Source organism: Ruegeria sp. CDSA020 (genome assembly GCF_059612345.1).
In genome coordinates, this window is record NZ_JBXWQK010000001.1 from 579,296 (window position 1) to 598,465 (window position 19,170).

Below are 19,170 nucleotides of genomic sequence, written 5' to 3' on the forward strand. Positions count from 1 at the left end.
GTCTTACCTTCTTTAATCAAAAATTGGCTGCCGGAAACACAGGCCATTCGCGTTCTGGACGGACCTGCTCTGCCCCGGCTGGAAACCAATGGAAACAAAGCTTGTGCTCTGCTCGACATTTGCTGGAGGGGTCAACGAGAATTGGACCGCCGTGCGGCGACCGGTGGCTTCGCTTGGGCCATATCCACGCACAACATAGATATTCTGCTGCCACCCTGCCCCCAAGCTGCGACGAGCAAAATCTGCAGCAGCGCACCAATAGCCATCCACATCCCTACGCGCGCGCGGGATCACCTCAAACACTTTGTCGTTTACTGCAACAGTCTGAAAACCGTTTGGTGCTGCTGTCACCGCCCCCGGTTCAAACAACGTGGCGGCCGCCAGAACCGCAGATGTGATCACTTTTTTCATAATGCTACTCTCTCATGTTTCTTGGTAAATATTAAAGTAGATTGCAGGCGGCCATGGCAAAGCCACCTCACGTTCATTTCAGGCATTGTTCCTATTTACGTGAACCGGCATCAGCCAGCCCCGATATCGGATCAGTTGACCCAACATCGGCATTTCTGCCGAAACATCGAACCGAAACCGGCCTTGATCATCCTGCCATTCCACCGTCGCCGAACGCGGTAAAAGAAAGTTTGGGCATGGCACCCCCAATAGAGTGAGGCGCAGGATGTTCAAATGCAGCTTTTGACCTCGAACCTGTGGGCGCATCCAGATGGTCAGCCCTCCGATCCTCTCTTTCACGCACCGCCTGTCTGCGTCGTAGACAAGATGAGACAGCGTCTCATGCCCGCCAAAATCCCTGAACCATTCCCATTCCTGGCCATTGAGTTTGGTTCGAATGCGGACCGTCTGAGTATCTGCAGCGGGGGGAAACCCACCCAACCACAATGACAAAGAGGTCAACCACCCGGTTCCTCTTTGGATGCTGCATAGTCCTGTAAACTCTGCCGTTTCACTGTGGAATTTTCGGACCGCATCCGGCACCTCAGAATTGGCTGGAAGGGCCTGCAGAAATGGGTCCGGCCTCACGCATACCCTCCGGGGAAGAACCGCGCTTTCATGGATGAATCCGGAACCAGGCACGTTTCGAACCGTCCAAAGAATGCAAATCGGTGGCGCGCGATGAAATGATAAAGCGGATCCTTCAAAAACCGCGGAAGAAATCGACAGGCCGACAGAACAGGCCACAAAGCGGGTAAGCTGCGCATTGCAGCAGCAAAAGCATCCAAGCGCTGATGCACAACACCGTCAACGATCACAAGATTGGTTTCAAACTCGTCGTTGGGCAGGCCGAGTTGCCGGTAAAGGCTTTGTCCTATGGGGGACTGGGCAATTACAAACTTGAACCGCTTCTTTGTGTCAGCCCACAGCATGAACCTGAAAAACCGAGAACACAGCACGCATTCTCCATCAAAAACGATGAGGTTCTGCTCGGTTCCCACATCTGAGATCGCCCGGTCTTGCATTGGATACCAGATCAATTTCGCCACAACCGGACCGTGCCATTGAAGGGTAAAATTCGCAATGCGACACGTAGGTTTTCAGATGAAACGTGCCGGGGAGCCACCGATCGCTAGTCTGAGACGACCGGAGCTCTACCCTCATCCCCATAAGGTGCTGACCCGACAACACGAGGTAACTATGCCTTTGCGTTGCTATATCCTTGCTGAAAAGTGCCAGAAACATGTGAAAACCTGCCAGATGGGTTTGCCTGCACTCCTGCAAACTGGGTTCAAATTTTTCGCGAAAGCATTAAGAATTGGATATGGAACTTGATATTGCCAGAATTCAACACTTGACCCGAACGGTAGATGAGCGTTCGGGCGGCCCAGAGTTGGCAGACCAGCTTTTGGAACGCAGCGGTCTAAGCCGAGCGGCAATCGCTCCCCCCACTACAGTCTACAGTGCGCAAACTGAGGCGATGTTCATCAGATATGCCTGCGACGCTATGCGCGACATAACTTTTGCCGCCTATGCGGGTTCAAAAGTCAGTTCGGCCTCTAGCATTACAGCCTATATCAGCAAGTACTCTCGTGACCTCCGACAGGTGTTTGAAAACACAACCCGCTTCTCTCGCATCATAGATCCCACAATCACCTTCAGTCTGCGCCATGCCGGGAATTTTGTGTCCTTCGAGGCGGATTGGGAAGACGCAAGTTTTGCCCGGTATCACAGACGCACAGAGTTTTTGATGTTTGGGACACTGGCGCGAATGCGGAACCTGACGCAGTCAGACTTCCACCCCATAGCAATTCGCTTTCAACACGAGGTTGGAGAGAAAAGAAACCTATTTCAAAAGCTTGCAGGATTTTCGGTAGAGTTTGGAGCAGAAAACCTAGAGATTGTTCTGTCGCCTTCATCTCTGGATCTTCCCGTGCCCACATATGACCCGATGCTTCGAGAGCATCTGATTGAGTACGGGGAACGCGTCCTGGCAGATCGGGCCTCGCCTAAGCAAAAATTGCGGGCGCAGGTCGAGGGTCTGATTACACGTTCGATGCCGGGGAATTTTCCGCAAGCCGATGACATAGCAGCCAATCTCGGCATGAGCCCGCGAACATTTGCGCGTCGGCTAAAAGATGAAGGGTCAAGCTATCGAGAGATCGCAGACGATCTGCGCTGTGATCTGGCCCAAACTTTCATCACCAACGGTATGCAGCTATCTGAAATTGCATTCTCACTTGGCTACGCAGACCAACCCGCCTTTTCCACCGCTTTCAAACGGTGGACGGGTCGCGCGCCCAGCGCTTTCCGCAGCCGCCTGGACCCGTGATCGTAACTTTGAGGTAGCCGGGGGTCGTCAGCCTTGCAGCCTCGCCCCGGCCCGTCCCATGAGTGGACATTGCGGATATAGGAAGACGCGCAGCGGGCTTCTTGTGAGTTCTCGCCAAATTGATGTTTCTACAAGCCACCGTGAACAGTGGTTTCAAACGAAAAAGGCGCCTCGGTCGAGGCGCCTTTCTGGGTTACTGATCCAGGAACGACCGCAACTTTCGCGACCTGCTGGGGTGTTTCAGTTTTCGCAGCGCCTTCGCCTCGATCTGACGGATACGTTCGCGGGTCACGCTGAACTGTTGGCCGACCTCTTCCAGAGTGTGGTCGGTGTTCATACCGATGCCAAACCGCATCCGCAGAACCCGTTCTTCCCGCGGGGTAAGTGAGGCCAGAACACGCGTGGTCGTTTCCTTGAGGTTTTCCTGAATAGCACTGTCCAACGGCAGCACAGCATTCTTGTCCTCGATGAAATCGCCAAGCTGGCTGTCTTCTTCGTCGCCAATCGGCGTTTCCAGGCTGATCGGTTCCTTGGCGATCTTCATCACCTTGCGGACCTTCTCCAGCGGCATCTGCAGCTTTTCGGCCAGTTCTTCCGGCGTCGGCTCGCGGCCGATTTCATGCAGCATCTGACGTCCGGTCCGAACCAACTTGTTGATCGTCTCGATCATATGGACCGGGATACGGATCGTGCGTGCCTGATCCGCGATGGACCGGGTGATCGCCTGACGGATCCACCAGGTGGCGTAGGTCGAGAACTTATACCCGCGGCGGTATTCGAACTTGTCTACGGCCTTCATCAGGCCAATGTTACCTTCCTGAATAAGATCAAGGAATTGCAGACCACGGTTCGTGTATTTTTTGGCGATCGAGATCACCAGGCGCAGGTTGGCTTCGACCATTTCTTTCTTGGCCTGGCGCGCCTCTTTCTCGCCTTTCTGGACCTGCTGTACGATGCGGCGGAATTCGCTGATGTCCAGGCCAACATATTGCCCGACCTGAGCCATATCGTTGCGCAGTTCCTCGACCTTGGAGGTCGAGCGTTCGATGAACATCTGCCAGCCCCGGCCCGGCTTTTCAGCCATCTCAGCCAGCCAGTTCGGGTCCAGTTCACGCCCACGATAGGCGTCAACAAATTCGCGACGGTTGATGCGGGCCTGATCCGCCAGCTTCACCATCGAGCTGTCCAGCGACATGATCCGACGATTGATGCCATAGAGCTGGTCGATCAAAGCATCGATCCGGTTGTTGTGCAGATGAAGGCCGTTCACCAGCTCGACAATCTCGGCGCGCAGCTTCTGATAGGTCGCTTCGTCCGTGTCGCTGAATGTGCCGTCTTCGTTCAGGGTTGCCGAAATCCGGCTATCCTGCATTTCGCTCAGCATCGCAAAATCAGTCGAAATACGCTCGAGCGTCGTCAGAACCTGATCTTTCAGAGCAGCTTCCATAGCAGCCAGCGACATGTTCGCCTGCTCGTCTTCGTCATCGTCATCATCGGTCGCAATCGGGTTGCCATCGGCATCCAGCTCGGGGCCTTCTTCCTTGGCGGGCTTTGCGGCCTGCACGGTCGAAGTGTCGACGACCGGCTCTTCGACATCGCCGTCTTCGTCCATCTGATTGCCGAAAGTGGCCTCCAGATCAATGACGTCGCGCAGCAGAATGTCTTCGGACAGCAATTCATCATGCCAGATCGTAATCGCCTGGAAGGTCAGCGGGCTTTCACAAAGCCCCAGGATCATCGTATTGCGACCAGCCTCGATCCGCTTGGCGATAGCAATCTCGCCCTCACGGCTGAGCAGTTCGACCGAACCCATTTCGCGCAGATACATGCGCACCGGGTCATCGGTACGATCAAGCTTTTCGGCGGCGGCACCGGCCAGCGTGACCTCACGGTTGCTTTCCGTTGTGATCAGGTCGGTCGAGCCTTTATTCTCTTCCTCTTCCGCCTCTTCATCTTCGATGATGTTGATCCCCATCTCGGACAGCATCGACATAACGTCTTCGATCTGTTCCGAGCTGACCTGATCAGGCGGCAGGACCTGATTGAGCTGGTCGTAGGTGATGTAACCTTTCTCGCGGGCCTCGGCGATCATCTTCTTGACCTGAGTCTGGCTCATGTCCAGCGAGATTTCCTGTTCCTGCTCGTCGGATTTGCTGTCTTCGTTTGTATCCTTGGCGGCCATTCAATGCTCCTGCAGGGATGGGTGATTCGATTGAACCGAATCATTAGCGCGTTGAAGTGATTCGGCCACCCGTTTACCTGTTTTTCTTTTCCAGTGCCTTACGAAAACACCACATTACCGGCGTTTTCGCTCGAAATTGATACCTGACATGATTGCCTTAAACGCATCCTTCTCGTCGCGGTTGATTCGCGCACCATTGTCAGCGATGTCGAAAACGGCCCTGTCTTCATTCTGGCTTCGGCTTGTTCTGTTGCGCTCTTCGGCGGCTTGCGCCAAGCGATAGGTCAACGCTTCATCGTCCAGATCAGACAGCTCCTCTGCGGCTTCGGCAATCTCTGCGTCCAGACCCCTGAGAGCTTTGATTTTGGCGAGTTCCTCAGCCAATGTCATTTCGGCCTTTTCAACGTCGCCCGGTTTATTCACGCAGGGGATCACTGCGACATGGCGAAGGGCCAGCAAGTTTTCAAGGGTGTGATGTCCCAAAGTTTCCGCAATATGTTGTTTGAGGTTCTCAGGATCATCTATCGCGTGCCGCAGAATGGCATCGCGCAGGCCCGCGTGATCTTGGTCACGGCACTCCATTTCTTCCAGTTGGTGTTCAAACTGCACCACGACTTGGGGGTTCAATGCGGCGATGGCCAGAATGGCGGCTTCGCGCATCTGGATATCGGCATTGTCGGATGATGCCAGGAATGACGCCCGCGCGCCCGGTGTGGCCGGTTGCGGCTGGGGCTTCCATTTCCCGCGTGTTTGCCAGGTGCGGTTTTGTGGCTGCCTTTGAGGGCGAAACAGCTGCCAGCGCAGGTCTTTGATCTCTTGCCCGTAATGCGACCGGATCGACGGGTCACGGATCAGCTTGATCTTGTCGCGCAAGACCTTGTCCAAAGCTGCTTTGCGTTCGGGGCTGTCGAACACCTTGCCTTCGGTTTCGCGCTGCCAGAGCAGCCTGACCATCGGCATTGCCCCTTCCAACACCGCCTGCACGGCTGCCGGTCCTTCCGCCCGCAATAGGTCGTCAGGGTCTTTGCCCTCGGGCATCAGCGCAAAGCGCAAGGACTTTCCTGCCTCAAGCAGCGGCAGGGCCAGATCGACCGCCCGCATCGCAGCACGCAAACCCGCCGTGTCGCCATCCAGCGCAATGATCGGCTCGTCCGAGATACGCCACAGCAGTTGCAACTGATGCTCGGTGATTGCGGTGCCCAATGGGGCCACCGATGCGCCAAAACCGGCCTCGGCAAGCGCGATCACATCCATATATCCTTCGGCCACGATCAATGGCTGCCCTTTGCCGGCAGCCTGCCGCGCTGGGCCTTGGTTATAGAGGCTGCGCCCCTTGTCGAACAGTTCAGTTTCGGGCGAGTTCAGATATTTCGCATTGTCATTGGGGTCCATCGCTCGGCCACCGAACGCAATGCAACGCCCGCGCGGATCCCGGATCGGATACATGATCCGGTTCCGAAACGTGTCATAGGGCTTTTTACCTTTGTTCGAGGGTTTCGCCAGACCCCCACCAAGGATCAGATCTTCGGCCACGTTCTTGCCGCGTAGGTGATCCCAAAGCGCCTGCCAACCGTCGGGAGCAAAGCCGATTTCCCACTGATCCAGCGCCTGCTCTTTCAAGCCGCGCCGCGCCAGATAATCGCGCGCCTCCCCACCTGCCCCTGTTTTCAGCTGCAACCGAAAGAACTGCACCGCCTGTTCCATCACCTCGGCCAGTTGCGTGCGACGATCCTGTTTCTCTTGCGCCTTAGGGTCACGTTCTGGCATCGGCATTCCGGCTTCACGCGCGAGAATTTCGACCGCTTCGATGAACGAGACATTCTCGGTCTCTTTCACGAAGCTGATCGCATCCCCTTTGGCATGGCAGCCAAAGCAGTAATAGAATCCCTTTTGGTCATCGACGTGGAACGATGCTGTCTTCTCGTGATGGAACGGGCACGGAGCCCACATGTCGCCCTTGCCCTGATTGGACTTGCGCGCGTCCCACATGACTTTGCGCCCGACGACCTGAGACAAGCTCAGCCGGGTGCGCAACTCATCCAGAAAACCGGGTGGTAATGACATGGGTTAAACCTGACAGAAACGGCAACGCGCGCCAAGGGGAAGGCGCGCGTTTGTCCGCAAAGAAATCGCAAGGTTTTGGATTACTGCTGCAGGCACAGCTCCATCCACGTGGCGCCGAGATCCTTTTTGCGCACATCGCGCATCTTCTGCTCATAGACCCAAGGGGTGATCAGCGGGATCGCGGCATTATAGTTCGCGGGCCAGGTCGGACCTGTATCGGCCACGGCTTGCGGCACGTCGCGCTCCTTCACGCGGTCAAGTCGCGCCTGCTGGATCGCCGCCACGACATCCGCCTGATGCTGGCAGCTTTGTTCTTTTGTTTCCTGAGCAGCCAGAGGTGTGGCCAGTAAAATAGCCGCAACGGCAATACGCAACATGGTGGTCTCCGGGATTCGTTCTCGTCGCTGAAGTCTACTGCCGGGCGCGGATGCGCGCCATCGTCGAATTGCATCTTGCGCAGCCCTGTTGCGCCTTGGTCCTGCGGGCGATGGATCAGATGCCAGCCGCCCGCAGAGTGTATTGTCAAAGCCCCTTAGCGCGGTAGCTTTTCGAGACACGGTCAATGGCCACGATGTAGGCAGCGGTCCTCAGATCCTCGACATCGTCGCGACTGTGCCAGACTTCACGCATCGACTGGTAAGCAATCCGCATAGTGTCATCGAGCCCAGAACGAACAAGCTCAAGCTCATCCGCACCTTTCAGGTATTTCGCCTTGAAGTTCGGAGACATGGACCAGGCATCGCCCAGATAGCGGTCCAGCCGTTCCAGTTCACTGACGATCAGCTCGTGCCGCGACTCTTCCTGGCGACGCTGCATGCGGCCAAACCGGATATGGCTGAGGTTCTTAACCCACTCGAAATACGAAACGGTCACACCGCCAGCATTTGCGTACATATCAGGAATGATCACGACGCCCCTATCGCGCAGAACTTCGTCTGCACCAGCTGTCACCGGGCCGTTTGCAGCTTCGATGATCAACGGGGCCTTGATGCGATCGGCATTATCAAGGTTGATCACACCTTCCAGCGCCGCCGGGATCAGGATGTCGCACTCTTCTTCCAGTACGGCCCCGCCCTCGGCGGAATGGGTGGCGTCGGGATAATCGCTGACACCGCCATGCTTGATGATCCATTGGCGAACCGACTCGACGTCGATCCCGTCGGGATTATACAGCGCACCATCCCATTCAATGATGCCTACGATACGAGAGCCATCTTCCTCGCTCAGGAACTTGGCAGCGTGGTAGCCCACATTTCCCAAACCCTGAACAATTACGCGCTTGCCGTCCAACTTGCCCGACAGCCCTGCCTTTTGAATGTCCTCAGGATGGCGGAAAAACTCGCGCAGCGCATATTGAATGCCGCGGCCCGTGGCCTCGACCCGTCCGGCAATACCGCCAGCATTCAGCGGCTTGCCTGTCACACAGGCGCGCGCGTTGATGTCAGTTGTATTCATCCGGGCGTATTGGTCCGCCATCCACGCCATTTCACGCTCACCCGTCCCCATATCCGGGGCTGGCACGTTCTGTGACGGGTTGATCAGGTCGCGCTTGGCCAACTCATAGGCGAACCGGCGGGTGATCTGTTCAAGCTCATGCTCTTCGTATTGGCGTGGGTCGATACACAACCCACCCTTTGATCCGCCAAACGGCGTTTCGACCAGAGCGCATTTATAGGTCATCAGCGCCGCAAGCGCTTCGACTTCGTCCTGGTTGACCGCCAAGGCAAAGCGGATACCGCCTTTCACCGGCTCCATATGCTCGGAATGCACCGATCGATATCCGGTGAATGTGTGTATGTCACCGCGCAGCCGGACGCCGAAGCGTACAGTGTAGGTGGCGTTGCAGACCCTTATCTTTTCTTCAAGGCCCGGAGGCAGATCCATCAGGGACGCTGCCCTGTTAAACATTAGATCTACACTCTCTCGAAAGCTGGGTTCTTTTGTGGCCGTCATTTAAACCTCCGTGCCGGCGAACGACTTGCGTTCTGACGTTTTGTCGCACCCCTTTGCTAAACGATCAATGTTTAAGCAGAAATAAAATCTCAAGTTACGGGGAAATATTCGAACTCTGGCTGAGTCGCCAAACCCAGACATTATCCGCCGAATTGTTCACGCATCGAATACAGCCCCGCGCGACAGTCCGGAATTATCCCTCAATTTCCCTCAAACCAGCCAAAACTGGGCCCTTTTCGCCCAATTCCCGCCACGTTTCGCAGTTAATTTCCATACGTTAACTTTTCCTTAGCAGCTTTGGATGTCTGCTCAGCGAGGTCTGCAAGATGAAAATGCCCAAGTTTCTACGCGAAAGCAAAAGCGGCGCTAAATCCGCGCTAAGCGCGCGCCGGTTCGCAAAAAGCGAAGACGGTACATTCACAATCTTTGTATTGTTGGGTTTCCTGGTGATCTTCGCTTCGACCGGAGCTGGCGTTGACCTAATGAATTTTGAACGCGACCGCGCCAATCTGCAATCAACATTGGACCGCGCCGTTCTTGCGGCCGCTGACCTTGATCAGAAAAAGCCCGCACGCGAAATTGTCGATGCCTATTTCGAGAAGGCCGGGCTGGGCGGCAAAATCACTTCTGTCGTGGTGGAAGAAGGCTTTGGATCACGTAAAGTATCAGCCACCGCCGAGGCGACCATCAAAACCCACTTTATGCATTTCTCTGGCGTCAACAGCTTGACCGCTAACGCGGCCAGCACGGCCGTCGAAAGCATTGGTGCTGTTGAAATCTCGCTGGTTCTCGACATCTCAGGCTCAATGAACAACTATTCGCGTTCTGGCGGGAAGAGCAAAATTGCGCTTCTGCAGGATGCGGCCACAGAATTTGTCACGCTGATGCTGGATTCAGATGATCCGAACCGCACGGGCATTTCGATCTCGATCGTGCCTTACGCAACTCAGGTCAACGCGGGTGAACCCATCCTGAGCAAATTCACCAACGTTACAGCAGAGCACAACTACTCCCATTGTGTGAACTTTATCCCTGAACAGTATAGCGACGCGGACCTAGAGCGTGATGACAGGCTGGAACGCACTGCACATTTTGACCCCTTCACCTATTCCGAAGGCTCGATCAGAACACCGGTTTGCCCGGTCCGCGATGGCAGTGCGATTACGCCTGTTACCGATAATCTGGAGGCATTGACCAAACAGATCAAGGCGTTGACTGCAACCGGGAACACCTCGATAGATGTCGGCATGAAATGGGGCGTGGCCTTCCTGGACCCAAGCGTTCGTGGCATTGTGAGCGACCTGGCTGACGACAACATCGTTCCAAATCACTTCCGGACCCGCCCGTCAGACTATAACTCGGACATCTTGAAAATTGTAATCGTAATGACCGACGGTCAGAACACGGACCAGTATATGCTGAACCCGTCCCTTCGGGAGGGCTTGTCTGATGTCTGGTACAATGCTGAGGCCTCCGAATACACAGTCTACCATTCGCAGGGTCGCCCGAACTTTTTCTGGCCACAGCAGAACACATGGGCGGACCATCCGTTCGGCAATCCTGATCCAGAGACACCAGCCAACGAAGAATTGGGTACGGCTGTTCGCCTGACCTATCCAGAACTTTTCAACCGTGTGTCGTTGGCCTGGAATGCAAGATATAACTACTACTGGCAGTCAAGTGCATGGGCCGAGTGGTACTCGAAAGCGTATGCCAAAGTTGAGACTTCGGCCAAGAACCAGCGCACCAAGCATATCTGTAACGCAGCCAAGGATGAGGGCGTCATTGTCTATGGCATCGCCTTCGAAGCACCCAGAGCCGGGTACAAAACCATCAAGGACTGTGCCAGCTCGGACAGCCATGTATACAATGTGAACGGTCTGGACCTGGAAGACGCATTTGCTTCTATCGCGTCGTCGATCAGAAAACTGCGGTTGACCCAATGATCGGAGCCCTTGTTTCAAAGCTGCGAAGCCTAAGACGCAGGGAAGATGGGGCGGTCACCGTCGAGTTTGTGATCATCTTCCCGGCATTCATGTTCTTCATCCTGAGTGCGATGGAGTATTCGGTGGTCACCTTGCAGCAGGCGATGTTAGAGCGGGCTGTGGACCAGACAGTTCGCGACATTCGCCTCGGCACGGGCACCAACCCAACGCATGATCAGATAAAAAGCACGATCTGTGATCGCGTTGTAGTGATCAAACGCTGTACCACCAACTTGCAGCTGGAGATGCTGCAACAAAGCGCGTTTGTCGGGTTGAACCTACCGCCTGTCCCGGATTGCACTGACAATTCTGAAGAAGTGAACCCAGTTCGCGCTTTCGAAAATGGCCTTTCGAACGAGTTGATGATCCTTCGGGCCTGCGCAAAGGTCGATCCGATTTTCCCTACATCGGCGATGGGGCGTATTTTGTCGGATGAATCAGGCCAGATCGAACTTACCGCGACGACTGCCTTCGTACAGGAGCCTCTGTAAGCCTATGTTTTTCATTTCAAAGCTCCGGAATCTTCTGAAATCCAAGACGAAAGACGAGAGTGGGGTACTCACGGTTGAGGCTTTGCTTGTCTTTCCGATGCTGGTGTGGACGATCACAGGCGCTTTCACGTATTTCGACGGCTTCCGCCAAAGCGCATCTAACCTGAAAGCGGCGTATACCGTTGGCGATTTGATCTCTCGCGAGACCGGCACGATCACGGACACTTATATCACCTCATTGCATTCGCTGCTGGTGGCGATGGTCAACAACCGATCACAGATGAATCTGCGCGTGTCGCTGGTTGTGTTCGACGAACAGGATGATCGTCATTACGTCAGATGGTCAACCGCGCGCGGTTACGACAGCATCTGGACCGACGACAATATCGACCGCATGCGTGATAACCTGCCGCCTATGCCGAACCAGGACACACTGATCATTGTTGAAACGGCGAATGCTTACATTCCGGTCTTTGACTCGATCTATGGGGTAGATTTCCTCAAAGGCGAACATGTCTTTGAAAATTTCGTCTTTACACGCCCACGCTTTACCAATGAGGTTGCGGCAAATGTGTCGGGCGTTGTTGAAATTGAGGAAAATCCCGACGGGTCTGGCGAGATCGGTGAAATCGAGGACCCTGGCACAGGGGATTCCGGTGCGAGTGCGGAAAGCGCAACGAACTAGGACAGGGTGGGTTGGCATCTTAGTGCCTTCCACCCCGCCTTCGAATAACGAGGTGGCGCTGAAGGTCTGACCTAGCCGCGCTCTGCCACCATCACAGACAAAATCTCGGACATGAATTTGGTTTCGGCGGCGGATGTCATGCCGCCGATGCCAACGCGGCGTCCCAAGCGCCACCACAGCCCCGGCGCCCATCTATTTGCACCTGATTGCCGGGTTGTTACCAGAAAGCCATTCGACGGCTTGAAGGCAAACGCGCCTCTTTCGACGGTTTCAATGTCTTCTATTGCGGCGATCGGCTGCCCTGCCCCGGTTCTGAGTTCGGTCTCAGTCAGCTCGATCCAATCCGAGGTTGCCTGCCACATGCGATAGGCCAGCCAGAAGGACGCCGCGCCTACCACAAACAGGAATGCCTGCCAGGATGGCTCCGGCGGCGCGGCAAGCGCGACGAAAACAACCAGAAAGCCCACGGTCGACAACATTCCGACACCCATCCACCGCCTGGGTGATGAGGCTTTGACCACGGCCAGAACTTCTTGTTGCATTTGCTGCTCTCCCACTTTGCAGTTGGGTTTAGCCACTTTCCCAGCCAAACAACAGAGGCGAACGCACCTGCTGAATTTCGCACAGGTTGCGTGTTTCAGCGCAAATTGACCCGCCATGGCAGTGCGGTACATCTTCCCCATAGCAACAGGAGCGCAGCAATGTCCCTCAGACCGACTTTGGAAACCCGAAAGGCCATACCGACAATGGAGGGTGCAGGCGTTAAACTGCACCGCGCCTTCGGCTTTCAGGATCCGTCAGAACTGGATCCTTTTTTGCTGTTCGACGACTTTCGCAATGAACGCCCGCAGGACTATCAGGCTGGATTTCCATGGCATCCGCATCGCGGGATCGAGACGATCACCTATGTCCTGTCCGGCTCGGTTGACCATTCGGATTCACTTGGCAATAACGGAACACTTGGCGCGGGTGATGTGCAGTGGATGACGGCAGGGTCCGGAATCCTGCATCAGGAAATGCCCAAGGGAAGCCAAACCGGCCAAATGCACGGGTTTCAGCTGTGGGGCAATCTACCCGCGGCCCAAAAGATGACAACACCGCGATATCAAGACGTGCCGCGTAAAGAGATCCCTGAAATCATGGACGATGACGGAACCGTTGTCCGCGTGATCGTGGGGACGTTTTGGGGCAAGACAGGCCCAGTCGACGGCATCGCCGCCGACCCTCAGTATCTGGACATCCAAATTCCGGCAGGTGTGAAGAAGACCTTCCCCATAGACACCTACCGTCGCGCATTTGCATATGTATTCGAAGGCGCGGGCGCCTTTGCTGATGCCTCGCGGCCTGCGGGGGTCCTTTTGGAAAAAGAAGTTGGCGGCCAAGAGGTGAACATTCGTGACATGTCGGGAGACCGAACACTGGTTCGCTTTGGGAGTGGTGACGAAGTGACCGTTCAGGCAGGTCCGGAAGGTGTCCGGTTCCTGCTGATTTCCGGCGCACCGATCAATGAGCCGGTCGCGTGGCACGGCCCCATCGTCATGAACACCCGGACCGAGCTGGAACAGGCTTTTCGCGAATTGCGCAACGGGACGTTTATTCGGCCGGCACATTGACTGCCCCTTAAGCAGTCATCGCCTTTCGGACCATGTCCCAATAGACGGCTTCAACCTCGTCCAGCGAAAGCCGCCCACCGGCGCGATACCACGTCATGACGCCGTTCAGCATGGCGATGACCGCCAATGTCGCAATCTTCGTATCCGCGACCGCAAAGATACCCGCCCGCTGACCTTCGCGCAAAATGGCCTCAAGCCCGTCTTCATACTTGCGGCGCAGATCCTCTATTTCGGCGAAGTTTTCGGGCGTGAGGTTCCGAAGTTCCATATAGGCGATGAATACCTCGTCAGGGCGCTGCAGGTGGAACCGGATGTGAAATCCGACAAACCGACGCAAAGCATCCTGCGGATCGCCAGTTTGCTTTTGCTCGCCATAGGCGGACAACAAATCCTGCATATGGTCGCGCATCAAACGGAACAGAAGGCTCTGCTTATCCGGGGTGTAATTGTACAATGCCCCGGCCTGCACCCCAACCTCGCCCGCAATTTTCCGCATGGAAACAGCAGCATACCCATGGCGCGCGAAAAGCCGAAGCGCTGCCTGCCGGATACGCGGGCCGGTAATGTCCGAGTGTGAGCCTTGTGTACGTGCCATGTATCCACCATATCTGAACGGATGTTCAGATAGAAGCCCGCTTGAAACGACCGGACAAAAAGTGCATCACGGATGCCAGTTGCCACAATAAGGTTTCATCATGAAGCCCCTTCTTCTTCTGCCCCTAGTTTTGCTCTGCCTGGGATGCACCAATTTTCCCGAGCTGAAAGACCGCGAAGGGCCAAATGTGCAATCGGCCCCCTACCCCAAATTAACCCCACTGGCAGATGTTTTCGCTGTGCCTGTTGACCCGCTGTACGAAGCGGCAGAGGTCGAAAGTGAACTGACCGACCGCAGCAAGGCGTTGAAGAAAAAGGCAACGGCATTGCAAAACGCTCAGACCAATTAATCCTCAGGTTTTCTGCCGCCCGGCATGGGTGTCGCGGATTGCGCCTCGGCGCCGAACCCGCTAAGGCAGCGGGAACGGGGAAACACCCCAGTTTAGGATATTCGAGCGGAAAGGAACCCACAGGATGACACAGGCGCTGCGGCTTGGAATTGCGGGCTTGGGAACTGTTGGTGTGGGTGTCGTCAGGATCGTGCGCCGCCATGCCGACCTGCTGCAGGCACGAACGGGTCGTCCCATCCAGATCACAGCGGTTTCCGCGCGTGACGCTGGCAAGGATCGCGGTGTGAACCTGTCGGATTATGCCTGGGAAACTGACCCTGTCGCTTTGGCGCAGCGCGACGATATTGATGTTTTTGTTGAACTGATGGGCGGGGAAAACGGACCTGCCAAAGCCTCGGTCGAAGCGGCGCTAGCCAGTGGTAAGGATGTCGTCACCGCCAACAAGGCCCTGTTGGCCATTCACGGTCAGGAACTGGCCGAAATGGCCGAAGCCGCGGGCCGTGTGATCCGCTTCGAAGCGGCCGTGGCTGGCGGCATTCCAGTGATCAAATCCCTGACCGAAGGACTTGCGGGTAACGAAATCACCCGCGTCATGGGGGTGATGAATGGCACATGCAACTATATCCTGACCCGGATGCAATCGCAGCGGCAGGGATATAACGCCCTGTTCGACGAATGCGCGCAGCTGGGTTACCTTGAAGCCGATCCAAATCTGGATGTGGGCGGGATAGACGCCGCCCATAAACTGGCGCTGCTTGCCTCAATCGCATTCGGCACCAAACCGAATTTCGACGGGATCGAGATCGAAGGCATTCAGCAGATCAGTCTGGATGACATCGACCAGGCCCATGACATGGGATACCGGATCAAACTGTTGGGCGTGGCTCAGCGCACGGCACGGGGGCTTGAACAGCGGATGCAGCCGTGTCTGGTGCCCAGTGACTCGCCCCTGGGCCAGCTTGAAGGCGGCACCAATATGGTAGTGATCGAAGGCGACGCGGTCGAGCAGGTTGTTCTGCGTGGCCCCGGAGCAGGCGAGGGTCCAACGGCCAGCGCGGTGATGGGCGATGTCTGCGATCTGGCACGTGGGCTTCAGATTCCGACCTTCGGCCGCCCTGCCAGTTCTTTGCAGGACGCAGTGCCAGCGCTGACTGGTCGCCCTGCCCCCTATTATCTGCGTCTGGGTCTGCTAGACAAACCCGGCGCCTTGGCCAAAGTTGCGGCCATCCTGGGCGATGCCGGGGTCTCGATTGATCGCATGCGCCAATACGCCCATGCGGAAAGCACCGCGCCGGTTCTGATAGTTACCCACAAAACCACCCGTGCCACGCTGGATGTCGCCTTGCTGGGCCTGCACGAGACCGATGTTGTTTCGGGCACACCGGTTGCTTTGCGGATTGAAGAGGTTTGACCCTTGCGGCCTGCACGATACGCAGGCTATGCCGGACAAGACGCCGATACTGACCTGAGGATAGTGAAAATGAGTGCTGCCAAGATTGATTTCAATGACCGCCTGTTGTCTCTGGGCCTGGCGCGGGTTGCGGAACAGGCTGCGCTTGCTTCGGCTTCGCTGGTTGGACGAGGTGATGAAAAGGCCGCTGACCAGGCCGCTGTGAATGCCATGCGCGAACAGTTGAACCTTCTGGATATCGCCGGTGTCGTTGTCATCGGTGAAGGCGAGCGCGACGAGGCACCGATGCTGTATATTGGTGAGGAGGTCGGGTCCGGCAATGGTCCCGGCGTCGACATCGCGTTGGACCCGCTGGAAGGCACCACGCTGACCGCCAAGGACATGCCCAACGCGTTAACTGTGATAGCAATGGGCCCGCGCGGATCAATGCTGCATGCACCGGACGTTTATATGGACAAACTGGCCGTTGGCCCGGGTTTCCCTGAAGGCGTTGTCAGCCTGGGCATGAGCCCGCGCGAACGTGTGGAAGCACTGGCCAAGGCCAAGGATTGCGAGCCTGCCGACATTACCGTCTGCATTCTGGAACGCCCTCGGCATGAGGCTATGATTGCCGAAGTTCGCGAAACCGGTGCATCTATCCGCCTGATCACCGATGGTGATGTTGCTGGCGTCATGCACTGCGCCGAAAGCGAAGTCACCGGGATCGACATGTATATGGGCCAAGGCGGCGCCCCCGAAGGTGTTCTGGCCGCTGCAGCGCTGAAATGCATGGGCGGGCAGATCTTTGGCCGCCTGCTGTTCCGCAATGATGACGAACGCGGCCGCGCCGCCAAAGCGGGCATCACCGATCTGGACCGCATCTATTCGCGCGATGAGATGGTAACCGCCGATGTGATCTTTGCCGCAACCGGCGTCACCGGCGGCTCTTTGCTGCCGCGTATCAAGCGCGAGCCGGGCTGGGTTGAAACCACCACCCTGTTGATGCGGTCGAAAACCGGGTCGGTTCGGCGCATGTCCTACCGCACGCCGACGTGGTCGCATAGCGACGGCTAAGTTCTTGCGCCTGACCATCGTGCAGGGCTATCCATAGAAATGATAAGGCCGGGTCCGCGAGGGTCCGGCCTTGGCACATCAGGGGCAGGACATGAGCTTTCTTGGGGTTGAACATTCACTGTCTGCACGTCGCTGGGTCGGCCCCTCGGCGGATGTAGAGCGCGCGACCGAGATGCTGGTACAACAAGCCGGATTGCCTCGGGCCGTCTGTCAGGTTCTGGCCCGGCGCGGTGTTCCAGCAATGGAAGCTCCGGGATTTCTAGAACCCAAGCTGAAAGAGCTGTTGCCCGATCCGCGCGCGATGAAAGACATGGAAACCGCTGCAACCCGTTTTCTGACTGCGGTCCGTCTAAAGCAGCGTATTGCGATCTTTGCCGATTATGACGTGGATGGCGGCAGCTCGGCTGCTCTGCTACTCACGTGGTTGCGTCAGATGGGCCTGCAGGCGACGCTCTATGTGCCTGACCGGATTGATGAGGGCTATGGCCCCAATGTCCCGGCGATGCAGGAACTGGCCGCCGCGCATGATCTGATTATCTGCGTCGATTGCGGAACCCTCAGCCATGAACCCATCGCCGCCGCAAAGGGGGCCGATGTCATCGTCCTGGACCACCACCTTGGTGGTGAAACTTTGCCCGATTGCGTGGCCGTGGTGAACCCGAACAGACAGGACGAAAGCGGCGATCTTGGCTATTTTTGTGCCGCCGCCGTCGTGTTCCTGATGCTGGTCGAGGCCGGACGGCAATTGCGCGAAGCGGGTGCAAAAGGGCCTGACCTGATTGCAATGCTGGACCTTGTGGCGCTGGCCACAGTGGCGGACGTGGCCCCGTTGATCGGTGCAAACCGTGCGCTTGTGCGTCAGGGGCTAAAGGTCATGGCGCAACGACAAAGACCGGGGTTGGTGGCGCTGTCGGATGTGGCGCGGATGGATTCCGCGCCCAACAGCTATCATCTGGGGTTCATGCTGGGCCCGCGCGTCAACGCAGGGGGCCGGATCGGCCAGGCCGATCTGGGTGCCCGGCTGCTCAGCACCGATTCAACCCATGAAGCAGAGGCTCTGTCCCAACGGCTGGACGAGTTGAACACCGAGCGGCGCGATATTGAAAATGCGGTTCGGGCAGCCGCCATGGAACAGGCCGAAGAACGGGGCCTTGATGCGCCCTTGGTCTGGGCGGCCGGGGAAGGCTGGCATCCGGGCGTTGTCGGCATCGTCGCGTCGCGCCTCAAAGAAACCGCCAACCGCCCCGCCATCGTCATCGGACTGGACGGGGATGAGGGCAAAGGATCGGGCCGATCAGTGACCGGTGTCGATCTGGGTGCCTCGATTCAGCGGCTGGCGGCGGAAGGTCTGCTGGTCAAGGGCGGCGGCCACAAGATGGCGGCTGGCCTGACGGTCATGCGTGATCAGCTGGAACCGGCGATGGAACGGCTCAGCGAATTGCTGGCAAAACAAGGGGCAGGTCAAACCGGCCCTGCTGACCTGAAACTTGAAGGCACACTTATGCCCGGCGCGGCCACTGTCCATCTGATTGAACAGATTGAAAAAGCAGGGCCTTTCGGCGCCAGTGCTCCGGCTCCGCGGTATGCCTTTCCGGACTTACAGGTGCGCTTTGCCAAGCGGGTCGGCGACTCCCATCTGAAGCTGTCGCTGTCGGACGGGGTGGGTGCCGGGTTGGATGCCATCGCGTTTGGCGCCTTTGACGGACCAATGGGGGAACGGCTGACCAATCACGGCGGCGCGCGCTTTCATTTCGCCGGACGACTTGAGGTGAACACATGGGGTGGACGGCAAACCGTACAACTCAGATTGGAAGATGCCGCCGAGGCGATCTAAGGCCGCATTCGCCACCGCCAAAAAACTTTCACAACCCTGCGTTTTTCGGCTTGCGGGGGTCAGAGTGAAACCGTAAAAGGCCCCCCACAAGCTAGCGTGGCCCGTTCGTCTATCGGTTAGGACGCCAGGTTTTCAACCTGGAAAGAGGGGTTCGATTCCCCTACGGGCTACCA

The 19,170-nt window shown here is 56.8% G+C and carries 18 protein-coding genes and 1 tRNA gene; 10 read left to right on the forward strand and 9 right to left on the reverse strand.

What is annotated here, in order from left to right:
• Positions 1-12: 12 nt before the first annotated feature.
• The 3 genes from AC2FJW_RS02920 to AC2FJW_RS02930 all read right to left on the reverse strand — a co-directional run bounded on the left by AC2FJW_RS02920 (position 13) and on the right by AC2FJW_RS02930 (position 1,499).
• Positions 13-411, reverse strand: a complete 399-nt coding sequence (locus tag AC2FJW_RS02920; RefSeq protein WP_142634653.1) for a hypothetical protein — start codon at positions 409-411, stop codon at positions 13-15.
• A 78-nt stretch (positions 412-489) separates the two neighbouring features.
• Complete coding sequence (locus AC2FJW_RS02925; protein ID WP_342781991.1) at positions 490-1,092, reverse strand: DUF4166 domain-containing protein; 603 nt, start codon at positions 1,090-1,092, stop codon at positions 490-492.
• Entirely contained in the window at positions 1,035-1,499 is a 465-nt protein-coding gene (locus AC2FJW_RS02930; protein ID WP_496749164.1) for a thiol-disulfide oxidoreductase DCC family protein, read from the reverse strand. Before AC2FJW_RS02930 ends, AC2FJW_RS02925 begins: the two co-directional genes overlap by 58 nt.
• A gap of 305 nt (positions 1,500-1,804) precedes the next feature.
• Here AC2FJW_RS02930 and AC2FJW_RS02935 point away from each other — a divergent pair, with 305 nt between their 5' ends.
• Positions 1,805-2,782 (forward strand): helix-turn-helix domain-containing protein, encoded by a 978-nt coding sequence (locus tag AC2FJW_RS02935; RefSeq protein WP_496749165.1) that lies wholly within the window; start codon positions 1,805-1,807, stop codon positions 2,780-2,782.
• A 193-nt stretch (positions 2,783-2,975) separates the two neighbouring features.
• Here AC2FJW_RS02935 and rpoD read toward each other — a convergent pair whose 3' ends face one another.
• From rpoD to AC2FJW_RS02955, 4 genes are all read right to left on the reverse strand, one after another.
• The gene (gene rpoD, locus AC2FJW_RS02940) at positions 2,976-4,964 is read right to left on the reverse strand and encodes an RNA polymerase sigma factor RpoD (RefSeq protein ID WP_142634659.1); all 1,989 of its coding nucleotides are present in this window, start codon (positions 4,962-4,964) and stop codon (positions 2,976-2,978) included.
• A gap of 114 nt (positions 4,965-5,078) precedes the next feature.
• Positions 5,079-7,028, reverse strand: a complete 1,950-nt coding sequence (dnaG, locus tag AC2FJW_RS02945) for a DNA primase (RefSeq protein ID WP_496749166.1) — start codon at positions 7,026-7,028, stop codon at positions 5,079-5,081.
• Positions 7,029-7,108: 80 nt separating this feature from the next.
• Positions 7,109-7,405, reverse strand: a complete 297-nt coding sequence (locus AC2FJW_RS02950; protein WP_142634663.1) for a hypothetical protein — start codon at positions 7,403-7,405, stop codon at positions 7,109-7,111.
• Positions 7,406-7,550: 145 nt separating this feature from the next.
• Positions 7,551-8,981: a Glu/Leu/Phe/Val family dehydrogenase gene (locus AC2FJW_RS02955; RefSeq protein ID WP_496749167.1), complete on the reverse strand. Its 1,431-nt coding sequence runs from the start codon at positions 8,979-8,981 to the stop codon at positions 7,551-7,553.
• A gap of 332 nt (positions 8,982-9,313) precedes the next feature.
• On the opposite strand from AC2FJW_RS02955, the gene AC2FJW_RS02960 reads away from it, so the two are divergent.
• Genes AC2FJW_RS02960 through AC2FJW_RS02970 form a run of 3 tightly spaced genes read left to right on the forward strand, consistent with a single transcriptional unit; the run spans position 9,314 to position 12,142 of the window.
• Entirely contained in the window at positions 9,314-10,927 is a 1,614-nt protein-coding gene (locus AC2FJW_RS02960; RefSeq protein WP_496704917.1) for a TadE/TadG family type IV pilus assembly protein, read from the forward strand.
• Positions 10,924-11,457 (forward strand): TadE/TadG family type IV pilus assembly protein, encoded by a 534-nt coding sequence (locus tag AC2FJW_RS02965; protein ID WP_142634669.1) that lies wholly within the window; start codon positions 10,924-10,926, stop codon positions 11,455-11,457. The genes AC2FJW_RS02960 and AC2FJW_RS02965 overlap by 4 nt, the downstream gene beginning before the upstream one ends.
• 4 nt (positions 11,458-11,461) lie before the next feature.
• Positions 11,462-12,142 carry a TadE/TadG family type IV pilus assembly protein gene (locus tag AC2FJW_RS02970; protein WP_496687444.1) on the forward strand — a complete coding sequence of 227 codons (681 nt, stop codon included), beginning with the start codon at positions 11,462-11,464 and terminating at the stop codon, positions 12,140-12,142.
• A gap of 71 nt (positions 12,143-12,213) precedes the next feature.
• Here the strand turns inward: AC2FJW_RS02970 and AC2FJW_RS02975 are convergent, their stop codons facing one another.
• Positions 12,214-12,684: a hypothetical protein gene (locus AC2FJW_RS02975; RefSeq protein ID WP_281972336.1), complete on the reverse strand. Its 471-nt coding sequence runs from the start codon at positions 12,682-12,684 to the stop codon at positions 12,214-12,216.
• A gap of 159 nt (positions 12,685-12,843) precedes the next feature.
• Between AC2FJW_RS02975 and AC2FJW_RS02980 the strand changes: the two genes are divergently transcribed.
• Positions 12,844-13,755: a pirin family protein gene (locus AC2FJW_RS02980; RefSeq protein WP_496749168.1), complete on the forward strand. Its 912-nt coding sequence runs from the start codon at positions 12,844-12,846 to the stop codon at positions 13,753-13,755.
• A gap of 7 nt (positions 13,756-13,762) precedes the next feature.
• Here AC2FJW_RS02980 and AC2FJW_RS02985 read toward each other — a convergent pair whose 3' ends face one another.
• The gene (locus AC2FJW_RS02985) at positions 13,763-14,350 is read right to left on the reverse strand and encodes a TetR/AcrR family transcriptional regulator (RefSeq protein WP_142634678.1); all 588 of its coding nucleotides are present in this window, start codon (positions 14,348-14,350) and stop codon (positions 13,763-13,765) included.
• A 100-nt stretch (positions 14,351-14,450) separates the two neighbouring features.
• On the opposite strand from AC2FJW_RS02985, the gene AC2FJW_RS02990 reads away from it, so the two are divergent.
• The 5 genes from AC2FJW_RS02990 to AC2FJW_RS03010 all read left to right on the forward strand — a co-directional run bounded on the left by AC2FJW_RS02990 (position 14,451) and on the right by AC2FJW_RS03010 (position 19,170).
• Positions 14,451-14,699, forward strand: coding sequence for a hypothetical protein (locus AC2FJW_RS02990; RefSeq protein WP_142634680.1), 249 nt, complete (start codon positions 14,451-14,453; stop codon positions 14,697-14,699).
• 124 nt (positions 14,700-14,823) lie between these two features.
• Positions 14,824-16,110, forward strand: coding sequence for a homoserine dehydrogenase (locus AC2FJW_RS02995; RefSeq protein ID WP_142634682.1), 1,287 nt, complete (start codon positions 14,824-14,826; stop codon positions 16,108-16,110).
• A gap of 69 nt (positions 16,111-16,179) precedes the next feature.
• Entirely contained in the window at positions 16,180-17,163 is a 984-nt protein-coding gene (gene glpX / locus AC2FJW_RS03000; protein WP_496749169.1) for a class II fructose-bisphosphatase, read from the forward strand.
• Positions 17,164-17,254: 91 nt separating this feature from the next.
• On the forward strand, positions 17,255-18,997 hold the full coding sequence (gene recJ / locus AC2FJW_RS03005; protein WP_496749170.1) for a single-stranded-DNA-specific exonuclease RecJ: 1,743 nt from the start codon (positions 17,255-17,257) through the stop codon (positions 18,995-18,997).
• A gap of 98 nt (positions 18,998-19,095) precedes the next feature.
• Positions 19,096-19,170, forward strand: a tRNA-Glu gene (locus AC2FJW_RS03010).

Excerpts from the sequence above, each read along its gene's own strand:
- AC2FJW_RS02920 (WP_142634653.1), bottom strand. The coding sequence starts at position 411 with ATGAAAAAAGTGATCACATCTGCGGTTCTGGCGGCCGCCACGTTGTTT.
- rpoD (WP_142634659.1), bottom strand. The coding sequence starts at position 4,964 with ATGGCCGCCAAGGATACAAACGAAGACAGCAAATCCGACGAGCAGGAA.
- dnaG (WP_496749166.1), bottom strand. The coding sequence starts at position 7,028 with ATGTCATTACCACCCGGTTTTCTGGATGAGTTGCGCACCCGGCTGAGC.
- AC2FJW_RS02950 (WP_142634663.1), bottom strand. The coding sequence starts at position 7,405 with ATGTTGCGTATTGCCGTTGCGGCTATTTTACTGGCCACACCTCTGGCT.
- AC2FJW_RS02955 (WP_496749167.1), bottom strand. The coding sequence starts at position 8,981 with ATGACGGCCACAAAAGAACCCAGCTTTCGAGAGAGTGTAGATCTAATG.
- AC2FJW_RS02960 (WP_496704917.1), top strand. The coding sequence starts at position 9,314 with ATGCCCAAGTTTCTACGCGAAAGCAAAAGCGGCGCTAAATCCGCGCTA.
- AC2FJW_RS02965 (WP_142634669.1), top strand. The coding sequence starts at position 10,924 with ATGATCGGAGCCCTTGTTTCAAAGCTGCGAAGCCTAAGACGCAGGGAA.
- AC2FJW_RS02970 (WP_496687444.1), top strand. The coding sequence starts at position 11,462 with ATGTTTTTCATTTCAAAGCTCCGGAATCTTCTGAAATCCAAGACGAAA.
- AC2FJW_RS02975 (WP_281972336.1), bottom strand. The coding sequence starts at position 12,684 with ATGCAACAAGAAGTTCTGGCCGTGGTCAAAGCCTCATCACCCAGGCGG.
- AC2FJW_RS02980 (WP_496749168.1), top strand. The coding sequence starts at position 12,844 with ATGTCCCTCAGACCGACTTTGGAAACCCGAAAGGCCATACCGACAATG.
- AC2FJW_RS02985 (WP_142634678.1), bottom strand. The coding sequence starts at position 14,350 with ATGGCACGTACACAAGGCTCACACTCGGACATTACCGGCCCGCGTATC.
- AC2FJW_RS02990 (WP_142634680.1), top strand. The coding sequence starts at position 14,451 with ATGAAGCCCCTTCTTCTTCTGCCCCTAGTTTTGCTCTGCCTGGGATGC.
- AC2FJW_RS02995 (WP_142634682.1), top strand. The coding sequence starts at position 14,824 with ATGACACAGGCGCTGCGGCTTGGAATTGCGGGCTTGGGAACTGTTGGT.
- glpX (WP_496749169.1), top strand. The coding sequence starts at position 16,180 with ATGAGTGCTGCCAAGATTGATTTCAATGACCGCCTGTTGTCTCTGGGC.
- recJ (WP_496749170.1), top strand. The coding sequence starts at position 17,255 with ATGAGCTTTCTTGGGGTTGAACATTCACTGTCTGCACGTCGCTGGGTC.